The sequence below is a fragment of the Chloroflexota bacterium genome (assembly GCA_016219275.1).
Taxonomy (GTDB): domain Bacteria; phylum Chloroflexota; class Anaerolineae; order UBA4142; family UBA4142; genus JACRBM01.
This window is the reverse complement of sequence record JACRBM010000014.1, coordinates 15,722-38,908: the sequence shown is the minus strand read 5'-3', so window position 1 is coordinate 38,908 and position 23,187 is coordinate 15,722. Positions and strand designations below refer to the sequence as shown.

The 23,187-nt window shown below is 57.4% G+C and carries 26 protein-coding genes; 15 read left to right on the top strand and 11 right to left on the bottom strand.

From position 1 onward, the window contains the following. Positions 1-121: 121 nt before the first annotated feature. From HY868_02235 to HY868_02225, 3 genes are read right to left on the bottom strand one after another with little or no spacing between them, the layout of a single operon-like run. Complete coding sequence (locus tag HY868_02235; GenBank protein ID MBI5300928.1) at positions 122-364, bottom strand: hypothetical protein; 243 nt, start codon at positions 362-364, stop codon at positions 122-124. Beyond that, positions 361-1,239, bottom strand: a complete 879-nt coding sequence (locus tag HY868_02230; GenBank protein ID MBI5300927.1) for a site-specific DNA-methyltransferase — start codon at positions 1,237-1,239, stop codon at positions 361-363. The genes HY868_02235 and HY868_02230 overlap by 4 nt, the downstream gene beginning before the upstream one ends. Then, positions 1,236-1,532 carry a hypothetical protein gene (locus tag HY868_02225; GenBank protein MBI5300926.1) on the bottom strand — a complete coding sequence of 99 codons (297 nt, stop codon included), beginning with the start codon at positions 1,530-1,532 and terminating at the stop codon, positions 1,236-1,238. Before HY868_02225 ends, HY868_02230 begins: the two co-directional genes overlap by 4 nt. Before the next feature lie 142 nt (positions 1,533-1,674). Here HY868_02225 and HY868_02220 point away from each other — a divergent pair, with 142 nt between their 5' ends. After that, positions 1,675-1,941: a hypothetical protein gene (locus HY868_02220; GenBank protein MBI5300925.1), complete on the top strand. Its 267-nt coding sequence runs from the start codon at positions 1,675-1,677 to the stop codon at positions 1,939-1,941. A 76-nt stretch (positions 1,942-2,017) separates the two neighbouring features. Here the strand turns inward: HY868_02220 and HY868_02215 are convergent, their stop codons facing one another. The 5 genes from HY868_02215 to HY868_02195 all read right to left on the bottom strand — a co-directional run bounded on the left by HY868_02215 (position 2,018) and on the right by HY868_02195 (position 8,394). Further along, on the bottom strand, positions 2,018-3,166 hold the full coding sequence (locus HY868_02215; GenBank protein ID MBI5300924.1) for a VIT1/CCC1 transporter family protein: 1,149 nt from the start codon (positions 3,164-3,166) through the stop codon (positions 2,018-2,020). 31 nt (positions 3,167-3,197) lie between these two features. Then, on the bottom strand, positions 3,198-4,130 hold the full coding sequence (locus HY868_02210; protein ID MBI5300923.1) for an SDR family oxidoreductase: 933 nt from the start codon (positions 4,128-4,130) through the stop codon (positions 3,198-3,200). A gap of 89 nt (positions 4,131-4,219) precedes the next feature. Then, the gene (locus HY868_02205; GenBank protein ID MBI5300922.1) at positions 4,220-5,053 is read right to left on the bottom strand and encodes an NAD+ synthase; all 834 of its coding nucleotides are present in this window, start codon (positions 5,051-5,053) and stop codon (positions 4,220-4,222) included. A gap of 95 nt (positions 5,054-5,148) precedes the next feature. Next, entirely contained in the window at positions 5,149-6,009 is an 861-nt protein-coding gene (locus HY868_02200) for a carbon-nitrogen hydrolase (GenBank protein MBI5300921.1), read from the bottom strand. A 45-nt stretch (positions 6,010-6,054) separates the two neighbouring features. Next, positions 6,055-8,394, bottom strand: a complete 2,340-nt coding sequence (locus HY868_02195) for a GAF domain-containing protein (GenBank protein MBI5300920.1) — start codon at positions 8,392-8,394, stop codon at positions 6,055-6,057. A 302-nt stretch (positions 8,395-8,696) separates the two neighbouring features. On the opposite strand from HY868_02195, the gene HY868_02190 reads away from it, so the two are divergent. The 9 genes from HY868_02190 to HY868_02150 all read left to right on the top strand — a co-directional run bounded on the left by HY868_02190 (position 8,697) and on the right by HY868_02150 (position 17,632). Next, positions 8,697-9,638: a sugar ABC transporter permease gene (locus HY868_02190; GenBank protein ID MBI5300919.1), complete on the top strand. Its 942-nt coding sequence runs from the start codon at positions 8,697-8,699 to the stop codon at positions 9,636-9,638. Beyond that, positions 9,635-10,477, top strand: a complete 843-nt coding sequence (locus HY868_02185; protein ID MBI5300918.1) for a carbohydrate ABC transporter permease — start codon at positions 9,635-9,637, stop codon at positions 10,475-10,477. Before HY868_02190 ends, HY868_02185 begins: the two co-directional genes overlap by 4 nt. 77 nt (positions 10,478-10,554) lie before the next feature. Next, positions 10,555-11,523 carry a quinone oxidoreductase gene (locus HY868_02180; protein ID MBI5300917.1) on the top strand — a complete coding sequence of 323 codons (969 nt, stop codon included), beginning with the start codon at positions 10,555-10,557 and terminating at the stop codon, positions 11,521-11,523. Positions 11,524-11,637: 114 nt separating this feature from the next. Continuing rightward, positions 11,638-13,041 carry an ABC transporter substrate-binding protein gene (locus HY868_02175; protein MBI5300916.1) on the top strand — a complete coding sequence of 468 codons (1,404 nt, stop codon included), beginning with the start codon at positions 11,638-11,640 and terminating at the stop codon, positions 13,039-13,041. A gap of 56 nt (positions 13,042-13,097) precedes the next feature. Further along, positions 13,098-14,024, top strand: coding sequence for a glycerophosphodiester phosphodiesterase (locus HY868_02170; protein MBI5300915.1), 927 nt, complete (start codon positions 13,098-13,100; stop codon positions 14,022-14,024). Positions 14,025-14,237: 213 nt separating this feature from the next. Further along, positions 14,238-15,200 carry a YafY family transcriptional regulator gene (locus tag HY868_02165; GenBank protein MBI5300914.1) on the top strand — a complete coding sequence of 321 codons (963 nt, stop codon included), beginning with the start codon at positions 14,238-14,240 and terminating at the stop codon, positions 15,198-15,200. Between the two features lie 60 nt (positions 15,201-15,260). Continuing rightward, positions 15,261-16,091 (top strand): hypothetical protein, encoded by an 831-nt coding sequence (locus HY868_02160; protein ID MBI5300913.1) that lies wholly within the window; start codon positions 15,261-15,263, stop codon positions 16,089-16,091. 12 nt (positions 16,092-16,103) lie between these two features. Beyond that, positions 16,104-17,162, top strand: a complete 1,059-nt coding sequence (locus HY868_02155) for an alpha/beta hydrolase (GenBank protein ID MBI5300912.1) — start codon at positions 16,104-16,106, stop codon at positions 17,160-17,162. A gap of 14 nt (positions 17,163-17,176) precedes the next feature. Then, the gene (locus HY868_02150) at positions 17,177-17,632 is read left to right on the top strand and encodes a GyrI-like domain-containing protein (GenBank protein ID MBI5300911.1); all 456 of its coding nucleotides are present in this window, start codon (positions 17,177-17,179) and stop codon (positions 17,630-17,632) included. A gap of 54 nt (positions 17,633-17,686) precedes the next feature. Here the strand turns inward: HY868_02150 and HY868_02145 are convergent, their stop codons facing one another. Genes HY868_02145 through HY868_02135 form a run of 3 tightly spaced genes read right to left on the bottom strand, consistent with a single transcriptional unit; the run spans position 17,687 to position 19,494 of the window. After that, entirely contained in the window at positions 17,687-18,118 is a 432-nt protein-coding gene (locus HY868_02145; protein MBI5300910.1) for a DUF1634 domain-containing protein, read from the bottom strand. Between the two features lie 11 nt (positions 18,119-18,129). Next, the gene (locus tag HY868_02140) at positions 18,130-18,969 is read right to left on the bottom strand and encodes a sulfite exporter TauE/SafE family protein (GenBank protein ID MBI5300909.1); all 840 of its coding nucleotides are present in this window, start codon (positions 18,967-18,969) and stop codon (positions 18,130-18,132) included. A 39-nt stretch (positions 18,970-19,008) separates the two neighbouring features. Continuing rightward, on the bottom strand, positions 19,009-19,494 hold the full coding sequence (locus HY868_02135) for a flavin reductase (GenBank protein ID MBI5300908.1): 486 nt from the start codon (positions 19,492-19,494) through the stop codon (positions 19,009-19,011). Between the two features lie 175 nt (positions 19,495-19,669). Between HY868_02135 and HY868_02130 the strand changes: the two genes are divergently transcribed. The 5 genes from HY868_02130 to HY868_02110 all read left to right on the top strand — a co-directional run bounded on the left by HY868_02130 (position 19,670) and on the right by HY868_02110 (position 23,171). Next, positions 19,670-19,984 (top strand): hypothetical protein, encoded by a 315-nt coding sequence (locus HY868_02130; protein MBI5300907.1) that lies wholly within the window; start codon positions 19,670-19,672, stop codon positions 19,982-19,984. A 35-nt stretch (positions 19,985-20,019) separates the two neighbouring features. Next, positions 20,020-20,436 carry an EamA family transporter gene (locus tag HY868_02125; GenBank protein MBI5300906.1) on the top strand — a complete coding sequence of 139 codons (417 nt, stop codon included), beginning with the start codon at positions 20,020-20,022 and terminating at the stop codon, positions 20,434-20,436. A 12-nt stretch (positions 20,437-20,448) separates the two neighbouring features. Next, positions 20,449-21,327 (top strand): homocysteine S-methyltransferase family protein, encoded by an 879-nt coding sequence (locus tag HY868_02120; protein ID MBI5300905.1) that lies wholly within the window; start codon positions 20,449-20,451, stop codon positions 21,325-21,327. A gap of 31 nt (positions 21,328-21,358) precedes the next feature. After that, the gene (locus HY868_02115; GenBank protein MBI5300904.1) at positions 21,359-21,523 is read left to right on the top strand and encodes a hypothetical protein; all 165 of its coding nucleotides are present in this window, start codon (positions 21,359-21,361) and stop codon (positions 21,521-21,523) included. Positions 21,524-22,037: 514 nt separating this feature from the next. Then, positions 22,038-23,171 (top strand): DNA polymerase III subunit, encoded by a 1,134-nt coding sequence (locus HY868_02110; GenBank protein MBI5300903.1) that lies wholly within the window; start codon positions 22,038-22,040, stop codon positions 23,169-23,171. The last annotated feature ends 16 nt before the right edge of the window (positions 23,172-23,187 follow it).

Below are 23,187 nucleotides of genomic sequence, written 5' to 3'. Positions count from 1 at the left end.
TTCTTCGCCTTGCTGGTATGCCGCACGGATTTGTTCGTCAGTAGGTAATGGGGACGGTGTCATTGTCTACAGTATGCCTGATGCATGTATGCTTTGCAATACAAGAGTCGTCCAAGTTTGGTTATGCCTGAGCAGTTACAAAAAAAGTATCGCCGAAAATTCCTTCGTCGGATGAACTGAGATACGCTTTCAAAATTTCGTCTACAATTTCTGTCGCGCTTTCTGTACCCAGTGCCTTGTAGAGGTACGGATTTTTGCGGAGTAAGACCTTGCGTAATTTGAGGGTACCCAATGCCTGCAGACGACGGGCGTAAAACTCGTTGAGCGATTTTGCAATCAATTCGCGTAGTTCATTGGTTTTCACTTTTTCGCCTTTTTCTTCGTTGTATATTTGGGTTTGGATTCTGCGAACATCTTGGGTTGCTCTGATTGCAATTCAGTATTGGCAATCTCAATGTAGTCTTTCTGAAGTTCAATTCCAATGTATTTTCGATTCAGTTTTATCGCGGCGCGAGCGGTGGTACCGGAGCCCATAAACGGGTCGAGCACGACATCGCCATCTTGCGTGAACAACTTGATAAACCAAGTTGGCAATTCAAGCGGAAAAACCGCGCTATGATTTTTATTGGTCACTTCGGTTGCCAGATGCAGAACGTTCGTCGGGTACACCAACTCGCGCCCAATCCAATTAGCAACGCGTTTTCCAAAACCGCTCTTGGAGCGCGATTCATCACGCACAACATCGTTTTTAGTAAGATACTTGAGTCGCCGTTCTGCCCAATCGCCCATCGGAACCATCACTGATTCTTGGTACATCTTGAAATGTTTTTGCTTGGCAAAATGATAGCAGTGTTCCCACGCATCGCGGAAACGATTAGGCCACTTGCCAGGATAACAATTCTTTTTGTGCCAGCAGTACTCCTCAATCCAAAACCAACCCTGCTTTCGCATTGCGAGCACAAGTTCCATTACGTACGTGCCTCGCTCACCATCAATCACGCGCTCCTTGATATTGAGCACGAAAGAACCTTCCGGTTTGAGTACACGTAACAGTTCTGCTGTAATCGGAAGAAACCACTCGACGTATTTTTCGGGCGGCACTCCACCGTACGTATGCTTGCGGCGATCAGCGTATGGTGGTGATGTTACAATAAAATCAACGCTTTCGTCTGGAAGCGTTTGCAAAATTTCGCGGCAATCGCCGTGATGGATGGTGTTTGTTTCAACGCGCTTTGTCATTTTGATTCACTGACTTCTTCCAGAGTTTGGATCCTGTACGAAATCAGGTTTGTCCAAAGTTCTGGTGGTCTTTGGAAATAATCCGCGACCGTCCAACCTTTACCCAGTTCTTCGTTCAGTAATTCTTCGGCTAGTTGTTTTGCCTCATTTTCAGTTTGTGCGTAAATATCGTTAAAGTCAGCCACGATTTCAAGCAATGCGTCGCGCAGGCTTTCTGCGTACATGTCCGCCCGGAAAAAATCTTGCAATTCTCCATAGAATCGGTCATACGCATAGTGAAACTTTTTTGGCATTGCTCACCTCCCACCCGCATTTTACCACATCCCGGCATCAAAACCAAAGACCATGTGGCTCGAAATTCCGGTGTTGGATTGTCACCAAGCATGATATAATGCAGATCGAAAAGATGAGAGAAACAAACAAAGGGGTTGGAAAATGGAGTACGAAGTCCTTTTTTACAATGGTTGGGTAGACCCTCCTGCGTACTATTTGGTTACAGCCGCTTCTGGCGATAGCCCTGAAGATGCGTTGCAAAAGAACCTTGCTGAAGTTACCCACGAAGTGCGCAAACTTTTGGGTTTGGACAAACAAGATATTTCTGACGTGCGCTTGCAAGAAACAATTTACTTATTGCGCGCGGATAGTCTTGTGCCAGTACGTACAGTTCACTCTTCTCGAAAGCGCACAGCTAGAAAACGCTAGGACTTCTCATCAAAACAAAAGACCGCACGCGCGCCGCGTCCGGTCTTTCCAATCTCCAACCTCCAACTTCCAACCTCTACTTGATCTCCAACTGAAACAGCGTCCCGATAAAGTACGTGACAATGCCGACGCCGAGACCGACCAGGAACATCTCGATGCCGCTGCGGAACCAGCGCCCCCCGGTCACAAGCACCTTGGATGCGCCGACGACGAAATACGCGAGCGACGAAATCACAAACGATGCGATCACCGCGCCCAAGCCATCCGCGAAAAAGAATGGCACAATCGGAATGAACGCGCCAATCGCCGTGAACACGCCCGCGCTCGTTCCTTCGCGCCACGGATCCGGAAACGTGTCCGCCGATAGACCCAGTTCTTCCGACGCGAGTGTCTTGAGCATTTGTTCCGGGTTCTCCGCCATGCGCGACGCCAGCGTCCGCGCCTCGTCCGATGTAAACCCTTTCAGCTCGTAGAACAATGCCATCTCTTCGCGCTCTTGCTCCGGATCATTTTCGAGTTCCTTGCGTTCGCGCGCGATCTCTGCTTCGTACACCTCGCGCTCGGACTTGGTCGCGAGATACGCGCCCGCACCCATCGAGATCGCGTTCGCGACGACCGCGGCAAGCCCGCTGACGATGACGAACTGCGCGCTCGCGTTCGTCGCGCCCGCCACCCCAGCGACAACGCCAAACACCGAACCCAGCCCATCATTCATCCCGTAAATCGCCTGCCCGATCCAGCCACCGCCGCGCACGTGCCACTTTTCTCTTTTGGTGATGGCGTCGAGCCGCGCCTGCGGTTGCGCCATCTCATTCAGCACCTTGCTATGCGCTTTTTCTTCCGTTTGCATCGCGCGCACTTGCGCGGCGCTGGTTTGTGAAGTTTCGCTCGACGCTAACGCGGCATACGCCTCGCTCGCATCATCCTCGGCGGCTTCGGCAGTACGCAGCGCCGTCTCGGTGCCGGCTTGCACCGTCACCCAGCGCCGCGCGCGCGCGATGAACGATTCGCGAAATTCCAGCGGTGCGCTCCCCAGTTCCTGCATCCGCGCCGCGAATTTTTCGGCATGGCGTTCTTCGGCTTCCGCCATCCGCGTCAAAATATCGCGATGTTGTTCCGAGCGCGCGCGCCGCGCCAAATCGCGGTACATTTTCGCGCTCGACATTTCTTGACGCCACGCCGCGTGCAAACTACGGATTAGTTTTTCCGATTTGCCATTTTCCATTTGCTATTCGCCATTCGCCATTCGCCATTCGCTATTGTTTCCGATACCATTCCAGCGTTCGCCGCAATCCTTCGCGCACGTCAATCGCCGGCGCATACCCCAGGATTTGTTGCGCGCGTCCCAGGTCGGCGTGCGAGTGGCGCACGTCGCCCGGGCGTTCGGGTCCATAATTCGCCGCGAGGTTCTGCCCGGTCAATTCGTTCAACATCACGATGATTTGATTGAGCGTCGTGCGTTGTCCGAACGCAATGTTGATGACCGGCGATCCTTCGATGGTCGCGTCGGCGGCAAGCAGATTCGCCTGCACCGCGTTTTCGACGTACGTGAAATCGCGCGATTGCTCCCCGTCGCCGTTCACCGGGTACGGTTTGCCCGCGAGCGCGCACGTCACAAATTTCGCGACGACGCCGGCGTACTGCGTTGTCGGGTCTTGGCGCGGACCGAACACGTTGAAATAACGCAACGAGACGGTCGAGAGTCCGTACAACTGCGTGAACGTGCGCGCGTACAACTCGCCCGTGAGCTTGGACACCGCGTACGGCGAGAGCGGCTCGGACGGCATCGTCTCGACCTTGGGCAAGGTCGGCGTGTTGCCGTACGCGGACGACGACGCGCCGTAGACGACGCGTCGCACTCCCTCATCGCGCGCGGCGACGAGAATGTTGAGCGTGCCGGTAATGTTGACCTCGTTGCTTTCGAGCGGATTCTTGACCGAGCGCGCCACCGACGGCAGCGCGGCGAGATGAAACACGACGTCCACTTTACGCATCACGCTGTGAATCGTCGTGAGGTTTCGCACGTCACCTTCGACGAGATGAATCTGGTTGAGGACGCGCGCCAAATTGTCGCGTCGTCCGGTCGCGAGATTGTCGAGCACAGTCACTTCGTACCCGCGCGCGAGCAATCCTTCGACGAGATGCGATCCAATAAACCCGGCTCCGCCGGTCACCAGTGCGCGTTGCATAGGAATCTCCGATTTTCGATTTTGGATTTCAGATTTCAGATTTCAGATTTCAGATTGCGGATTGAAAATCAGAAATCAGAAATCCCAAATCACTTTCCCCAGTCCCGATCGTACAGAAAATCCGTGCCAATCGTGCGCGCGCTAAGCTTGGGCACGGGCGGCGTGACGCGCTTGAACTGATTGCGTTGCACCAATTCCGCCACGCGCCGCACGACGCGCGCGTCGAAACCCAGGTCAATCACCTCTTCGACATAGCGGCGTTCGTCAATCAACCGATACAAAACCGCGTCCGCCTCGTCATACGTGAAACCCAGCTCGCCTTCGTCGGTTTGCCCTTGCCACAAATCCGCACTCGGCGCTTTGGCGATGATCGCATCCGGCACGCCGACCGCGCGTGCGAGTTGACGCACCTGGCATTTGTAGAGATCGGCGAGCGGCTGAATCGCGGCGGCATTGTCGCCGAACTGGGTCGTGTAACCCAGGAGCGCCTCGGTCTTGTTCGACGTGCCAAGCACGAGCGCGTGAAATTCTTCCGACTGGTCGTACAGCACGATCATCCGTTGGCGCGCCATCACGTTGCCGCGCCGTCGCACGTCTTCGCCGGCGAATTGCGCGAGGTACGGCTCGACCATCGGCGTGATTTCGACGACACGCGTCGCGATGCCGAGTTGTTGTGCGACGAGTTCGCCGTCCGCGCGGCTCTGCGGATCGCTCGTGCGGTACGGCATCAACACGCCGAGGACGTTCGCCGCACCGAGCGCCTCGACCGCGAGATACGCCGAGAGCGACGAATCAATTCCGCCGGACAGACCGATGACGCCGCGCGCGAATCCGACACGCGTGATTTCTTCGCGAATAAAGCGCACGATGATCTTGCGCGCGAGCGTGGTGTTGATTTCGAGTGGCTCTAAAGAATTTATCATGTTTGATACATTGTGCAGAGGAACTGGGGAGCAAGGGAGCAAGGGTGAAGACTTGTACTCTCCCCTGCACCTCTGCGCCTCTGCGCTCTTGCGAATTAATCGTCCAGCTCCGACTTGGCGATGCGCCCCAATTCGTGCCGCACCAACTCGCGTTGTTCATCGCGCAGCGTGGGCAATCGCAAACGCGCGCGGCGCAACGCGTCCGTGTCCACCTCGACGACGATGAGCGCGTCTTCAAAGTGCGGCGCGGCGGCAATCGTTTCCCCGTCGGGACCGATCACACAACTGCCGCCCCAAAACGCGATGCCGTCCTCGTTGCCGACTCGATTCGAAAAGATTACGATCGTCGTCAAGATCTCCGCGTAGGTTCGCAAGAAATTATTGACCGTCGCGGCGTTCGCCACTTCGGGACGCGTCGAAATGCCATAGCCCGGACTCGCCGAGAGGTCAATCAAAATATCCGCGCCGTCCTGCCACAACACGTACGGCGTCGAGAGATGCCACGCGTCTTCGCAAATCGCGATGCCGGCGCGACCAAAGCGCGTGTCGAACGCGCGCATCGCGTTGCCCGGCGCGAAAAAACGTCCGTCGTCGAACAACCGGTACGTCGGCAAATAAATTTTGCGATGCACGTGCACGACGCGTCGTTCGGATAGGTATGCGCCGGCGATATAGTACCGATGCCGCGCATCCTCTTCGACAAAGCCCACCGCAATGTCCAGGTCGCGGCTTGCCGCAATGAGCGGCGCAAAACGCGGATCGTCCAGCGTCGGACGCACGGCGACGTGCGGCACCAGGTCTTTGAGATAGTAGCCGGTCAACGCGAGTTCCGGCAAGACGACCAGGTCGGCATGGAGCGAGCGACTTGCTTCAATCAGGTTGAGGATCTGTCCGAGGTTCGCGTTCACGTCGCCGAGGCGCGGCGCAAACTGAGGCAATGCAACTTTGAATTTCATGTTCCATCTTGTCGCGGTGCGCGAGCGACGCGCCGCGACGTTCGATTAATTTTCGCGCGCGGGCAATTCGATGTGAATGAGTGTCCCTTTGCCCGGCGCAGTTTCGAGCGCGAACGTGCCGCCGGCGCGTTCGGCGCGCTCGCGCATTTGCACCAAGCCCACGCTCCCGCGCGCGCGCGCGGCTTTGGTCGCCTGCGCCAAATCAAAACCGCGTCCATCGTCGCGCACCGTCAGCGCGGCGATGCCGTCGCGCAGAGCCAGCGTGACCCAGGCGTGCTTGGCGCGCGCATGTTTGCGAATGTTGTTCAACGTTTCCTGGGTCAGCCGAAACAACGCGGTTTCTAGTTTGGGCGACAGACCGGTCCACGTGCCTTCGGTTTCCAACTGAACATCAATTTCGTTCGCCGCGCCGAATTCCTTGGCGAATTTCTGGATCGCCGGCAAAAAGCCGATCGCTTCGATGTCGAGCGGGCGCAGCGCGAAAATGATGCGGCGCACGTCGCGCAAATCGCGCCGCAGTTGATTCGACACTTCGCGCAGTTCGCCTTTCAGTTCCTTGTCTTTGCCCTGACTGAGCAAGCGTTCCGCCACGCCGGTTTTCATCACGAGGAACGCCAGGTCTTGCGCGACGCCGTCGTGAATTTCGCGCGCGATGCGCGTGCGTTCTTCGGTGATGCTGGCTTCTTCCGAGCGCGCGTACAACTGCGCGTTCCGCACGATCAACGCGGTCGCGCTCGCGAGGTACGACAACAAGTCCACGTGCTCGGAGTGAAAGCCGCCGGTGACCGACGACCGCGCGAGCACGATCGCGCCCTCGGCGCGCGCGCCGGTCATCATCGGCACGCCGATCAACGCTTGCTGCTGGGTCGGATCGGTGAGCACGCGCGCTAATCCTTCGCCGACAACCGCATTCGCAAAGTCGGGATCCGTCTCCGCGCCGCGTGCGACCCAGGGTTCGATGCGCGCCTCATCCGGGTTCCGCAAAAAAATCGCGCCGCGTTCCGCGTCGCACGCGTCCATCATTTCGTTGAGCAAGCGGTCGAGCGTTTCCTTCAAGTTGGAATCCGCGCGCACGGCGCGATCCAATTCGCGGTACGCCATTTTTTCGCGCGCGCGCAAACGATGCGATTCAATCGCCGCGCCGGCTGTGTGCGCGAGCGTGCGTAACAAGCCCAGGCGTTCGGCGCTCGGCGCTTCGGGCGATTGCAGCCACGCGATCAGCGCGCCGAGGTTGCGTTCGCCATGCCGGAGCGGAATCACGAACCAGCCGGTCTGCGCCTCGCAGTGAAATCCTTCGACGACCTGTTCGTACAAATCCGTCGGCACCTGAGACACATCGAGACCGAGCGTCTTTAAACCCGCGCCGAGCATTTCATCGGCAAGCCACAGCGCCGCGCCGCGCGCGTTGAGCAAATCCACCGGCGCGCTCAACAACGTCGCGACCGTTTCGTCCAAATCTACTGCGCGCGCGAGGCGCTGGCTCAGGTCGTTGAGGCGTTTGAGTTGATTGAACCAACGCGCTTGTTCGATGGCAATCGCGGCTTGGCTGACGAACACGGTCGCCAGTTCGAGGTCGCCGTGCGTGAACGGATCGTTGCCATGATTGCGTGACAGATTGAGCACGCCGATCACCTGCCCGCGCGCGAGCATCGGCAACGACAACGCCGAAAGGATGTGCGGTTTCGCCATCATCTTGCGAATGTCCGGCTCGAGCGGCAATCCTTCCGCGATCATCATCGGTTCGCCGCTTTGCGCCACGCGCGCGGCGATGCTATTGCCGAGCGCGCTGCGTTCCGTCCCCACGATGTCGGGCGGCAAACCGGCGGCGGCGGCGATGTGCAATTCGCGCCGATCCTCGTCGAGCAACATGAGCGAAACGGTTTCGGCTTTCGTTTCGCGTTTGATCGTCGCGACGACGAGATCGAGCACGTCTTTCAGGTCGAGCGTGCCCATGAACGCGCGCGACAATTCGTACAGCGGCACGAGCGCGCGCAAGCGCGCGTTCTCGCGGCGCAGTTTTTCTTGTTCGAGCGCGTTGACAATCGCGGCAAGGAGTTGTTCGGGGACGACTGGCTTGACGAGGAAACCGACAAACCCGGCGCGCAACGCGTCGAGCGCGAGTTCCCAGGTGCTGTGCCCGGTGATGACGATGCCAGCCAGGTCGGGCAGCAAGCCGCGCGCTTGCTCGAACACCTGGATGCCGGATTGGTCGGGCAAGAAAATGTCCGCGATGAGTAGATCGAACGCTTCGCGTCGCGCCAAGACGAGCGCGTCCGCGCCGGTGGCGGCAGATTGAACACGATAGCCGGCATCGGCGAGAATGCGCGTGGTCTCGGCGCGCAACTCGGCGTGATCTTCGAGCAGCAGAATTTTCTCTTTCGGCATCGGTTGCAAGTATATGCGTAATCACAGCGTTTGGCAAGCATCGCGCGCGCAACCCGCGCGCCGCACCGATTCAATATTGCCCCACGCGCCGCGCGCAATCGGTTGACAAAATTTGGAAAGATGACTATATTATTTATGCAAACGTTTGCACTGTTTCTCCCCACATAAACTAGTCCGTTTCGAAATCTTTACGCAAACTTGACCCAACTTTCAACGTATGTTAGTCTGTTCTTTACATTGAACGAGTACGATCTCGAACACCCCAACACGTGTGTGTTGGGCAGATTCTCAAGGAAGAGAGTATGGCAACTCAGACCGCACCTACCACCCACACCATCGGCGCAACCAGCCAGCGCACCAACGCGCGCATTCGCAACCTAAAAAACTTTGGCGTGGCGATGGTGTTCCTGGCTCCCTCACTCGTGATCTTTGTCTCGTTTGTTTTCATTCCGCTCCTCAAGACGATCCAACTCAGTTTCTTTTTGACGGATCCAATTGGACGGATGGCGGCATTCGCGGGATTCGAAAACTATGAGCGCATTTTGGGCGACAAGGACTTGTGGAATAGTCTAAACGTCTCGCTGATGTTCGCGCTCTACGTCGTGCCGGCGACGATGATCCTGTCCTTGTTCTTCGCGACGCTCGCCAATTTTCAACTTAGAGGCATCAGCGTCTTTCGCGTGATCTTTTCTTCGACGATTGCCGTGTCGGGCGCGACCGCCTCGCTGATTTTCTTGTTCCTATTCCATCCGGCGATTGGCATCTTTAACTACGTGCTCGACCTCGCACACCTGCCGCGCGTCCAATGGCTCACCGGCACCGCCACCGCGTTGCTCTCGGTTTCGATGGTCACCGTGTGGCTGAACATTGGCTTCAACACGGTCCTCTTTCTCGCCGCGATGCAGGGCATTTCCCAGGAACTGTACGAAAGCGCGACGATTGACGGCGCGGGTTTTTGGCAATCGTTCCGCCACATCACCATTCCGCTAATTTCGCCGACGCTCTTTTTCCTCATCATCGTCTCGACGCTGGGCGCGCTCCAAACGTTTACGCAAATCAACGTGATGACCCGCGGCGGTCCGATAGATTCGACGAATGTGATCGTGTATTTGATCTACCGCGCGTTCTACTTTAACGGGCAGTACGGTATCGCCGGCGCGATGTCGGTCGTCCTGTTCCTGATCATGCTCGTGTTCACGATTCTGCAATTCGGCGTGCTGGAACGGAGGGTGCATTACTCATGAACGAGTCTACTCCACGCTATCCGCTCGTCCAAAAAATTTTCTTGTACGCGTTGCTCGTGTTGATGGCGGTTTTCGTCCTGTTCCCGTTGTATCAAGCCCTCATCACGAGTCTAGGCACCGAAGCCGACGTGTCGAACTATCCGCCCAAGTTGTTGCCAACGGGATTTCGCTTCCAGAATTTCGTAGATGCGAACAATATGGCGCCCATCCTGCGCTATTTGCTCAACAGTCTGATCCAGTCGTCCACGGTGATGATCTCCCACTTGGTGATGGCGAGTTTGGCGGCGTACGCGTTCGCGTTCATTGATTTCAAGTACAAGAACTTTTTCTTCCTGTTGTTTCTTTCCACGCAAATGATTCCGTGGGAAGCGACGATTATTCCGAATTACATGACCATCGTGAACGATCTGAAACTCAAAGACACGTACCTGGGTTTGACGTTGCCGTACCTGGCAACGGCGTACGGCACCTTCCTCGTGCGTCAATTTTTCATGTCCATTCCCAAAGACTTGCACGATGCGGCAAGGATTGATGGGTGTGGTCGTCTTCGTTTTCTGATCACGATTGCGGTGCCGCTGGCGCGTCCCGCGTTGGGGACGCTCGCCGTGTATAGTTTTCTGACGACGTACAATCAATATCTGTGGCCCCTGCTCGTCACCAACAACAAGGACATGCGCACGGTGCAAATCGGGCTTGCCCTCTTGCAAGACCAGGAACGCTTTCTGTGGAATGTCGTTCTCGCCGGCGTCGTCATGATCTTGACTCCAACCATTATCCTGTTCATCGCCGGCAATCGGCAATTGATTCGCGGTCTCGCCGCCGGCGCAGTGAAAGGATAACCCAGTTCCCTCAATTCTCCATCAAAAGGAAGCAAGGGAAATGAGGGAAATGAGGGAAATAAGGGAACTTTGTAACGATGAAATCCATTCGCATCCATCAACACGGCGGTCTCGACGCTCTCAAACTTGATGAGGTCGCCAAACCGGAACCGGGCAACGGCGACGTGCGCGTCAAGATCGAAGCGGTGGGGATCAACTATGTGGATACGTACCAACGCGTGGGGCTGTACAAACCACCGCTACCGTTCACGCTCGGGCAAGAAGCCGCGGGGGTGGTGGACGCGGTCGGCGCGAGTGTGACCGACCTCAAGCCGGGTGATCGCGTGGCGTACACCTCCGTGCTGGGATCGTACGCCGAATTCGCGGTGATTCCGGCGTGGCGCGCGGTGCCGGTTCCCAGCAGCATCACGGCTGAACAAGCCGCGGCGTTGATGTTGCAGGGAATGACCGCGCACTATCTCGCGTTCGATACATTTCCGCTCAAACCCGGCGACACGGCGCTCGTGCATGCGGCGGCAGGCGGCGTCGGCGCGTTGCTCGTGCAAATCGCCAAGCAATGCGGCGCGCGCGTCATTGGCACTACCTCGACGGAAGAAAAGGCGCGCGTTGCCAAACAAGCCGGCGCGGACACGGTCATCAATTACGCGCAAAACGATTTCGAAGTCGAGGTCAAACGCCTGACCGATGGCAAGGGCGTGGACGTCGTGTATGATTCGGTCGGCAAGACCACCTTCGATAAAAGTCTGAACTGCCTGCGCCCGCGTGGTTATCTGGTCCTGTACGGTCAAGCCAGCGGACCCGTCGCGCCGCTCGATCCCCAAATTCTCAATGCGAAAGGGTCGCTCTTTCTCACGCGTCCGACGCTCGCGCATTATACCGCCACGCGCGCCGAGATTCTGCGCCGCGCGAATGATTTGTTTGCGTGGATGCAGTCTGGCAAACTGAACGTCCAAATCGCGAAAACATTTCCACTCGTCAACGCCGCCGACGCGCACGCATTCCTCGAAAGCCGCGCGGCGATCGGCAAAGTGTTACTCATCCCATAACTTACAAGGAGGTGCTCACTCCAAACAGCTACACCAGTACGCCTAAACTACTCGTGGGTAGCATAGCCGAGACGCTATGCTTCTAAATGATTCTCTCAAGGAGGAGAAGAGAAAATGAAACGTTGGATGTTGATTAGTGCGTTGCTCGTCGTGTTGGCGCTCGTCGTTGCCTGCGCCGCACCCGCTGAACCGACCAAAGCGCCTGCCGCACCCGCGGCAACCAGCGCACCCGCGGCTGCCACGAGCGCGCCTGCCGCCGCGTCAGCCAAGTTCGCGTTCTGGCATTCGATGGGTGGCACGAACGGCGAAGCGATTGCCGAAATGATGAAACGCTTCAACGCGGTGCAAAACAAGTGCGTCGGCGAAGCGGTGTTCCAGGGATCGTACGACGATTCGCTCAACAAGTTGAAAGCCGGCTTGCAATCGAAAGACGTGCCGGCGGTCGTGCAACAGTTCGATCTCGCGACCCAGGTTTTGGTTGACCTGCAAGTGATCGCGCCGATGCAGGATTTCATTGACAAAGACAAGTTCGACCTGAAGGACTTTGAGCAGAACGTGCTCGCGTACTACTCGGTCGGCGGTAGACTGTACGGCATGCCGTACAACACCTCGAACCCGATGCTCTACTACAACAAGGACGCGTTCAAAGCCGCGGGTCTCGATCCGAACAAACCGCCGCGCACCTACGCCGAAGTGCTGGACTATGCCAAAAAGCTGACCAAGAAAGGCGCGGATGGCAAGGTCGCGATGTACGGTTACTCGATGGCGATCTATGGCTGGTTCTTTGAACAACTCCTCGCCGCGTCGGGTGGATTGTACCTCGACAACGGCAACGGGCGCGATGCGCGCGCGACGAAAGCCACGTTCAACTCGCCCGAAGGCGTCAAGATTTTGCAGTGGTGGAAAGAAGGGTACGACGCGGGTGTCTTCGGTAACTTTGGTCGCCCGACTGCGGACACGCAAAAGGCGTTCGACGCCCAACAGACCGCGATGATGATCGAATCCACCGCTGGTTTGCGCTCGCGCCTCAATGCGGCACAGGGCAAATTCGAACTCGGCACCGGTTTCTTGCCGCGTCCCGATGAAGCCGCGTTCCAAAAAGCCGGCACGATCATCGGCGGCGCGTCCGTCTACATCATGAAAGATCGCCCCGCCGCGGAACAAGGTTGCGCGTGGGAATTCGTCAAGTTCACCGTCTCGCCGGAAATCCAGGCGTACTGGCACACCGCGAGCGGCTACTATCCGGTCACTAAGAAATCCTACGACGTGAAAGAAGACCAGGAATGGGTCGCCAAGTATCCGCAATTCAAGACCGCGGTGGATCAACTGCACGCCGCGCCGAACAACCGCTTTACGCAAGGCGCGTTGACCGGCGTAATGCCCGCGGCACGCCAACGGACTGAACTCGCGATCGAGGAAGTGATCGCTGCCAAGTCAACGCCACAACAGGCGCTCGATGCGGCGGCAAACGATGTCACCAAACTGATCACCGATTACAACAAGACCGCACCAAAGTAAACACACAGACCTGGAAGGTCTCGGAGACCTTCCAGGTTTTTTTATCAGAGTCGAAGATGAAACAAACATTTTTGTTCGCTCTCGCGCTCGCGTTCGCGCTCGCCGCGTGCAACGCACCAACTCCCGCCCCAACTCCTACCGCGAATGTCGGCGCGATCCTCACCGCGACCGCGCCACAAAAACCTGGGTCGCCTGCCGCGCCATCGGTTGCGCCATTCTCGAGCAAAGCGCTAATCGTCGCGCATCGCGGCGGCGCGGCATTGATGCCGGAGAACACACTCGCGGCATTCGAGAACGCGCTCAAGCTCGGCGTGGATCAAGTTGAGACGGATACGCATCTCAGCAAAGATGGCGAAGTGATCATCATGCACGATCCAAACGTGGCGACCACGACGAACGGTTCGGGACAGATCAGCGACATGACGCTCGCCGAACTCAAAAAACTGAACGCGGCGGCGAAGAATGCCAAAGGCGGCGTCACGCAACAAGAAATCCCGACGCTCGCGCAAGTACTCGACATGGTAAAGGGCAAGTCCGGCATCCAAATCGAAATCAAAGTGAACGCCGGCAACACGCGCTATCCCGGCATCGAGAAAAAAGTGATTGACCTCGTCAACGCGCGCGGCATGACGAATGATGCCATCATCATCTCGTTCGATTTCCCGACGCTCAAGCAAGTCAAGGCGCTCGACGCGCGCATCAAGACCGGCGCGATTGTGGATGCGCGCTGGTTCACGACGCGGGCGACGTTGACGCCGGATCAAATCGTCGCCGAAATCATCGAGACGACTGGCGCGGATTTTTTTATGCCGAATTCGACGCCTGTGACCGAAGCGTTGGTGCGCGCGGTTCACGCGCGCGGATTGAAAATCGGTACGTGGACGGTCAACTCTGCCGGCGAAATGAAACGCCTGGCGGATTGGGGCGTGGATGGCATCACGACGAACAACCCGGATGTGTTGAAAAGCGTGTTGGGCAGATAGGGAATTTGGATGCACCACTGAGGACACAGAGAGCACAGAGAAAGAAATAGTTCACAACTCTGTGACCTCTGTGTCCTCAGTGGTGGAAATGACAACCGCGCTTGCCGCGCCAACGGTCGGCGCGGTTTTCTTTTTTCGCGAAACGGCGCGACAATTATGCCAGGAATTGGCATAAACCTGCCATAGATTGTTGTCAGATGAAGGGAAATTGCGATGGCAAACACCGCCACCCGACTCATCACCTTGCTGATGTTGCTCCAACGTCAGCCGAACCAAAAAGCGTCCGACCTCGCGGAAGAACTCGGCGTCTCGGTGCGCTCGCTGCATCGCTACATCGCGATGCTCGACGAGATGGGCATTCCGATCTATTCCGAGCGCGGACCGTACGGCGGATTTTCACTCGTGCGCGGCTACAAGATGCCGCCGCTCGTCTTTTCGCCGGAGGAAGCGGTCGCGGTGTACCTCGGCACGAGTCTGGTGCGCGAGATGTGGGGCAAATTGTACCAAGATGCCGCGCAAGGCGCGCTCGCGAAACTCGAAAACGTTTTGCCGGAAGAACAGCGTCACGAAATCGCGTGGGCGCGGCGAACGCTCGTCACCGCCGGGATGCACCGCGTTCAACTCGATACGCTGATCCCACTGTTGGAAAAATTGCGCCGCGCGATTCACGAGCAGCGCCGCGTGGCGATGGCGTATCGAAAACAAAATCAGCCCGAAGCAGAATCACGCGAGGTGGACCCGTACGCGCTCGTCAATCGGTGGGGCTGGTGGTACGTCATCGGACATTGCCACTTGCGAAACGCGAGTCGCTCGTTTCGCTTGGATCGCATCGGCGAACTCACTCTGCTCGACAAGACGTTTCAGACGCCGGAGCATTTCAACGCGCACGAATTTCTCGCGCAGGCATTCGAATCGGAAACCAAAGTGGAAATGCGTTTGCGCTTTGCACCGGACGCCGCGCTCCTTGCCCAGGACAATCGCGCGTACTGGGACACGCTCGAAGAGCAAAGCGACGGCTCGGTCATCATCACCGCATCCATGCCGGATTTGACCTGGGCGGCGGCGATGACGCTCGGATATGGTCCGATCGTGACCGTACTCGCGCCGGATGAACTGCGCCGCATCGTGCGCGAGTGGGCGAGCGCAATCGCAAAACAATACGAAACCAATCATTGATTTTAACCTTGCGAAGGTTTGGAAACCTTCGCAAGGTTCGACACGGTTTTGGAGGCACGCATGTTCGAGTTACCGGAGTATCTCACGCTCGCCAAACAAATGAACGAAACACTCAAAGGCAAAATCATTCAGCAAGGATGTTTGGGCAACACGCCGCACAAATTCGTCTGGTACAATCGGCGTCCTGCCGAATTTACCGCGCTGACGCAAGCGAAAAAAATTGGCAAGGCGCAAGTCAGGGGCAGGTGGCTCTGTGTCTCGCTCGATCCTGGCTACGTGTTAGTGCTGGGAGAATGCGGCGGCAAGGTGCTCTATCATCCCGCCGATACCAAACCGCCGGACAAGTATCATCTCCGGCTGGAGTTTCAAGACGGTTCGGCGCTCACCGCGACCACGCAGATGTGGGGCGCGATGGAACTGTACGAAAAAGGCAAGGAGCGCCAGCGTCAATACATCAAGGACATGCGAACGACGCCGATTGAGCCAGCGTTTACGTTCGAGTACTTTTGCAAACTGATTGACGCGGCAGTCCAAGTGGAGAAGACGAGCGCGAAAGGATTGTTGACCCAGAATCAACTCATCCCAGGTCTGGGGAACGCGATCGCGCAGGACATTCTTTTCAACGCGCGCCTCCATCCCAAACATTCGATTGACGAACTAACCAAGCGCCAAACGCGACAACTGTACAACGCGATTCTCAAAACGGTGGGGCAAGTGACCCAGCAAGGCGGTCGCTACGACGAATTGGATCTCTATGGCAAGCCGGGTAAGTACGTCCGCTTGATGGACAAGCACGCGCCAGAGCGTCCTTGTCCGGGATGCGGCGGACCGATTCAAAAGATTCAGTACTTGGGCGGGGCGTGTTACTTTTGCGCGAACTGCCAGGAATAAATTGGAGAGCAAATGAAAAAAATTATTCTGATCGTCGTGTTCGTTTTGTTCGTAGTGATCGTGGCGGGTGGTGTGTGGTTTTGGTTCGCGCTGCAACAACCGTTGTACGAACCGGGGATGGCGCGCGCAATCAAGAATCTTCAGCCACCGCCTCAAACTGTCGGCAAAGATTTTTGGAATGTCGAAGGCGACATCAAGTTGTATCACTATGCCGACGGCGCGGGCGCGAACGTGCTCGTCGTTCACGGCGGACCTGGCGCACCAATTGCAAAACCGTTGCCCGGTCTCGCGCGGCTGAACGCGAATTACAAATTTCATTACTACGATCAACGCGGTTGCGGCAAATCGTCGCGTCCCATCGAAAAATTTTCGTCGTCGAACTATTACGAAAATATGCAGACGCTCGACAAGACACTCGGACTGGGCGCGCAGATCGCGGACATCGAACGCATCCGGCAAATCCTGGGCGACGAAAAAATCATTCTCGTCGGTCACTCGTTCGGCGGATTTCTCGCCTCCCTCTATGCCGCCGAATTTCCCGAACATGTGCGCGCATTGATCCTGGTCGCGCCGGCGGAACTGTTGGTGATGCCGCCGGAGAGCGGCGGCTTGTTCGAGCAGATCAAGCCACTCTTGCCGGACGCAATGAAGGCGGAGTACGACGCGTACATGAAACGCTATCTCGATTTCGGCGCGCTCTTTTCCAAAACCGAAACCGAACTCGTATCGCTCAACGCGGAATTCGCGCGCTACTATTCCGTCGCCGCGCAACGCAAGGGATTCACCTTGCCGCCGGAAAATTCATCCGCCGATGCGGGCGGCTGGATGACGTACGCGATGTACATGAGCATGGGCTTGCGCCACGATTATCGCGCGGCGCTCAAACCCGTGACCGCGCCCGTGTTGGTGCTGCACGGCGCGAACGACCTGCAACCGGAGCAGGCGACGCGCATGTACGCGGACGCGTTTCCGCGCGCGGAATTTCGCATCATTCAAAACGCCGGTCACTTTGCAATCAGCGATCAACCCGAGGAATTCGCGCGCGTCGTGCGCGAGTTCTTGGGGAAATAAAAGGAGGAAATGAAATGACGTACCAATGTGAACTCAAAGAACAGTCTGCGCAACCCGCGCTGTCTATCCGCACGCACGCGGCAGTGCAGGATTTACCGCAGGTGCTCGGCAAGGCGTACAGCGCGATCATGCAGTACCTGGGCGAGGTGGGCGAGCAACCGGCGGGGATGCCGTTCGCGGCGTACTATAACATGGACATGCAGAATCTCGACATTGAAGCCGGCTTTCCGGTCGCGCGCAAAATCGCGGGCAAGGGCGAGATTCAGGCGAGCGAATTTCCCGGCGGCAAACTCGCGAGCACCGTCCACATCGGACCGTACGAACAAATGGCGCCGGCGTACAAAGCACTGACCCAATGGATCAAGGCGAACGGCTACGAAGCGACGGGTGTCGCGTATGAAGTTTACTTTAGCGAACCTGAAACGCCGCCGCAAGAAATCAAAACAGAGATCGTGTTCCCGCTCAAGTAAAAATGAGATTTGCCTGACCGGTGTTCACGCGCCGGTCAGGTCAATCGTTTGGTTTTATCCCCCGGCTTCGCCAATGAGAAAACTGATCAGCAAAACCGTCAACACCCACGCGGTAATTGCGACGTAGAGCCAATCGCGTTCGGTCACAAACGCGATCACCGACACGACGACCCGCATCACCGGAATCGCAATCAGCACGAGCAAGCCCAGTGTAATGATCGCATACGGTTTGAACACAAGCACGCCTTGCGCCACATCACTGGGCGTGTTGGGAAAATCCGGTCGGACGTGATAGGCGACAATGCTATCGAGATCGTCCAAGCGAATCGCGTGGTAGCCGGTATTGCCCGTCACAAGCACGCTGCCAATGCCCGCCAGCAAAATAATGAAACTGAGTATGACTCCCCAGCGCAACAAGCGCGCGATGAAAAGCTCGACGCGCAGAGTTTGCGCGTCGCGGGTGGCTTCGAGTTGAGTTTCTTGCATATTACCCGTCCCTAAAATCCCAGTCCCTTGACAAGCATCTGCAACGCCGTGAAGACCAGCACCAGGATGAACACGCGGCGAATCAGCGTGCTCCGCGCGCGCATCATCAGCCGCGTGCCGAGCGTCGCGCCGATCAGCACGCCCATCGCGACCGGCGCGGCGATGAACGGATTGATATCGCCGCGAATGAAATAGACGCCCGCGCTCGCCGCCGCGGTCACGCCAATCATCAAGTTGCTCGTCGCCGTCGAAACTTTGAGCGGCAGTCTCATCGCCATGTCCATCGCCGGTACTTTGAGCACGCCGCTTCCAATGCCAAGCAATCCAGACACGGCGCCGGCGACCAGCATCAACGGCAAACCGTAACGCGCGCCGCGCACGTTGTACGTCACCTGCCGATTCAACGCGGTGTCAAAGTACGAACTGCCCAGGTTCAGAAAATTGGCGAGCGGACCCATCTCCACACCGGTCGGCAATTCGGCGTTGCGTCGGCGAAACATCGCGTACGCGGAATAGAGCAACACGACGCCGAACACGATGAACAATCCCGGTCCGCCGATGTACCCAGCAATCAACGCGCCGAGAATCGCGCCGGTTGTCGTCGCGATTTCGAGAAACATCGCGACGCGGATATTCGAAACCCCGTCGCGCAAGTACGCCGCCGCCGCGCCGGATGACGTCGCGATCACCGAGACGATGCTCGCGCCAATCGCGTAATGAATATTGATGCCGAGCACAAGCGTGAGCACCGGCACGAGGATGACGCCGCCGCCCAAACCGAGCAACGCGCCAAAAATTCCAGCGCCAATCGAAACGAAAAATGTTTCAGCCAAAAACAGGATTGCTGTCATATTGAACTTCGGTTAGTTCGCTACGCAACCCAGCTCTCGCTAGCCCGCGTGTTTGAACCCAGTTTCTTGCATCGTCAACGGCGGGAGGTCGCCCTCGTGCAAAACCACTGCGTCCAGAACTTGGCCGGTAACGATCACCGAATCGCCCGCCGGCAATTCGCCGACAATGCGACACTCGACATAGCCCAGCGTCTCTTCGAGAATCGGACAACCCGTCAGCGCGCTTGGATGCCTGCGCACATTTTTGAGTTTGTCCGGCACGGTGCGCGACGACCGACCGAGCATCCCGGCAAACTCGCGTTGTCCAGTCGCTAGGACATGCACAACAAAGTAACCGCCGCCGCGCATCAACGCGAGCGTGCGTGCGTCGCGCTCGACCGAAATCATCACCATCGGCGGATCGAACGAACATTGCGCGAGCCAGTTCGCAAGAAACGCGTTGCTCGCGCCGTTGTGCTGCGCCGAAACCGCATACATACCGTACGTGAACTGGCGCAAAATTTTTTGTCGCGTCTTGAAATCCATCTCCGTTCCTCATTCGCAAATTCGATGTTTCACTTGCAACGTTCGCATTATACTCCAATTGGACACATTCCGCGCATAAAAAAATCCGTAAGCGCGAGCGACCGCGCAGTTTTGTTTTTACCGCTGGGCTTGCTTGGTTGGCGAACTGGGCGCGATGTGATAAAATGCGATCATCATGAAAACTCCGTTCGGTCAAGAGTGCAAATATTATTACGCGGACTATTATCGCGGCAAGAATACGCAAGAGTGCCGCATGATCGCGGCGAATCCGGACTCGGCGCCGTGGAATCCTGCGCTGTGCAAAACGTGTCCCGCGCCAAAATTCTTGCGCGCGAACGCGTGCCCCAACCTCGTCTTTCGTGGACGCGTCGCCAAATCGTTTTTCGGTTTGTTGCGCCAAGTTAAAGTCGAAGCGGGCTGTCGCGAGTATCGCGTGCAAGTAGATCAGCTGCAAGTCGGCTGCGGCAAATGCCATCTGCACAAACCGTAACGCAAGTTTCCAATTTGCGCGTAAAAGGAAAAAGGATGAGTGTAACTGTTTTGCTCGGCGGCGCGGCGTTGCTGATTTTTTGGGGCGTGTGGGGGATTGCCGCGAAATTCGCAGCGCAACAAGTCGGGATGCAAGCGTTGATCTGGAGCCAGGTCGCGTCGCTCGGAATGTTTCCGCTCTACTTTGTGTTCTTCAAAGATATGTTGCCCGTCGAGTGGAAAATCAACGGGATCGCGTGGGCGTTGGTCAGCGGCGCGCTCGGCGTGGCGGGCACAGCAGTATTGTTTTTGCTTTTGCGGCACGCGCCAGTCAGTCTGGTCGTTCCGATTTCGGCGTTGTATCCGGTCGTCACAGTCGCGTTGGCGTACGTGTTTCTGCATGAAGAGATGTCGCCGATGCGAATTGCGGGAGTGGTGTGCGCAGTGGCGGCAGTGTGGTTGCTGACCGCGTAAAGTGAGGTGGCGATGCGACCAATGGTTCGTGATTTGCTTGCCCAACGTAAACCGATTCTCTACGACGGCGCGACGACAACGGTGTTGCGCTCGATGGGACTCGCGCCCAACAGCGCGGCGGAATCCTGGGTGATGGAAAATGGCGCGCAGATTTTCGCCGTCGCGCAATCGTACGTGAACGCCGGCGCGCAAATCATCATGACGTGCACGACCGGCGGCACAGAATTCGCCTTACGCGCGTCCGGAATTTCCACGTCGGTGTACGACCTGAATCAACGCGCGGCAGAAATCGCAAGGCAAGCGGCGGGCGATAGCGCGCTCGTCGCCGGCGCGCTCGGTTCGCTCGGCAATCTCGCGCTGCAAATGCAGACGCTGACCTACGCCGAAGCAGTGCGCCAGTACGGCGATCAAGCCAGCGCGCTCGTCGAAGGCGGCGCGGATCTTTTGCACATTGAAACGATGAGCGACATGCAAGAAACGCGCGCCGCCATCGAAGGCGTGCGCCGCGTAACCGATCTGCCGATCTTCGTCACGCTGTCGTTCGACACGCAAGGTCGCACCGCGCTTGGTCTGCCGCCCGACATTGGCGCGCAATTTCTGGTTGAACTGGGCGTGGACGCCATCGGCGCGAATTGCGGACGCGGACCCGAGGCGCTCGCCGCGATTCTGCGTGAGATGCGTCGCGCCGACGCCAAGATTCCGCTCATCGCCAAGCCGAACACTGGCGAACCGGATACCCAGTCCGGCAAACCGCCCATCGCGATGCCGCCTTTGCAATTTGCGAACTGGGCGCGTGAATGGATTCGCGCGTCGGCGAAAATTATCGGCGGCTGTTGTGGCACGACTCCTCAGCACATCGCCGCGCTCAAACAAATAATTGCTGGAAATTGAGTTTCTTTTCCTGGCTAGAGTGACGAATCGCGTGCTCCGTCTCGTTGAAACTATCTTGCTTCAATCGCGCACGCGATTTGTTTTTTCGAGCGTGCCCGGCATCACGCCGCCAATCTACGCGTGCTGCGTGGCGGAGGGCGCGGGCGCGCTCGTGAATCCTGGTTTTCAAATTCGATATACTGGGCACGGTCATTAATTGCGCTTTTTGGTTGTCACCCTGAGCGAAGCGAAGGGTAGCGCAATTCGCTAGTCGCGCGATGCTTCGCTTCGCTCAGCATGACAAATTGGGTGGATATAAAACCGCAGTTTGTGCCCGTTGGCAGTATAGCATCTTGCGTGGGACGCCATTCCGTTCTCGTTGTGTGAGAACAACAGATAACCAGCCCTGCCGAATTTTGCGGATTCGGCAGGGCTGGTTTGATACTGGCGATAGCAGTACGCTTTTCTATTCCACAAATCGTACCGGCTCAGCTACGAGTTGCTTGACCAAGTTCCATCAACAAATGGTAAACGCGGCTGGTAATTACGTTAGCACATAAATCCGCGCACACAACAACGAATTGAGATGAGATTTCTTTACCTTTGCGTTGCCCGCGCGAATCCATCCAGACTCGGCAAAGCGCGAATTAGGGCTTTGTCATTTCGACGAGCGGTTTTTGCGAGGAGAAATCTCGATCCGCGCCAGAAAAAGATTTCTCGCTGCGCTCGAAATGACAGACCGAGGCGACTTGGGCAAAGCCCATAACGCGAATCGCCAAAAATTGTGCGCGCAAGCCAAACGTGATACAATAAACTCGATGGGAGAACCGGTCGAGAATTGGGGCATCGTGGGGCACACGTGGGCAGTGCGCGCACTCGCGCACAGTGTCGCCACCGATCACTTTGCGCACGCGTACTTGTTCACCGGCGCGCACGCCATCGGCAAGACGACGCTCGCCCGCGCGTTCGCACAGGCGCTCGAATGCACCGGCGCGAATCGTCCGTGCGGTCAATGCCCGGCGTGCATCAAGATCGCGCGCGACCGTCATCCCGATGTGCAAATCATCGAGGGCGTGCCGGTCGGCTTCAAGTTCGACGACAAGACCCCGCCGCCTCCGCCGCGCGCGAACGACATCGAACGCCGCACCTTAAAGATTGATCAGATTCGCGTGTTGCAACATCAAATCGCACGCGCGCCGTTTGAAGGACGCTGGCGCGTCATCATTCTGCGCCGCTTTGAAGAAGCGAACGAAGAAGCCGGAAACGCGTTCCTCAAAACGCTCGAAGAACCGCCCAAGCATACGCGCATCATCCTGACCGCGCGCGACCCGCACGTCCTGTTGCCGACCATCGTGTCGCGTTGCCAAACGCTCGCGTTGCGACCGCTCGCGCGTGATGAGGTGGAGAACGCGCTCGTTGCGCGCTGGAACATCGTGCGCGAACGCGCGCATTTAATCGCACGCTTGTCCGGCGGACGCATGGGCTGGGCGGTGCGCGCGAGCGCCGACAGCAAACTGCTCGACACGCGCCGCACGCATCTCGATACGCTCGACACGATTTTACGCGAGGGTCGCGCCGAACGCTTTACGCGCGCGGACAAATTATCCAAGAGCGACGACCTGTTGCAGATGCTCGACGCATGGCTGGGTTGGTGGCGCGATGTCTTGTTGATCCAAAACGGCGACGATACGCGCGTGACGAACATTGATCGCGATCCCTCGTTGCGCGAGTCGGCGACGCGCATCGCGCCAGAGCAAACGCAACGCGCGTTGCAAGCCGTGCGCGCTGCCACGCGTCAGATCCATCAAAACGTCAACACCCGGCTCGCGCTCGAAGTGTTGATGCTTAGTCTGCCGATCAATTGAACTAGTCACTCGGTCA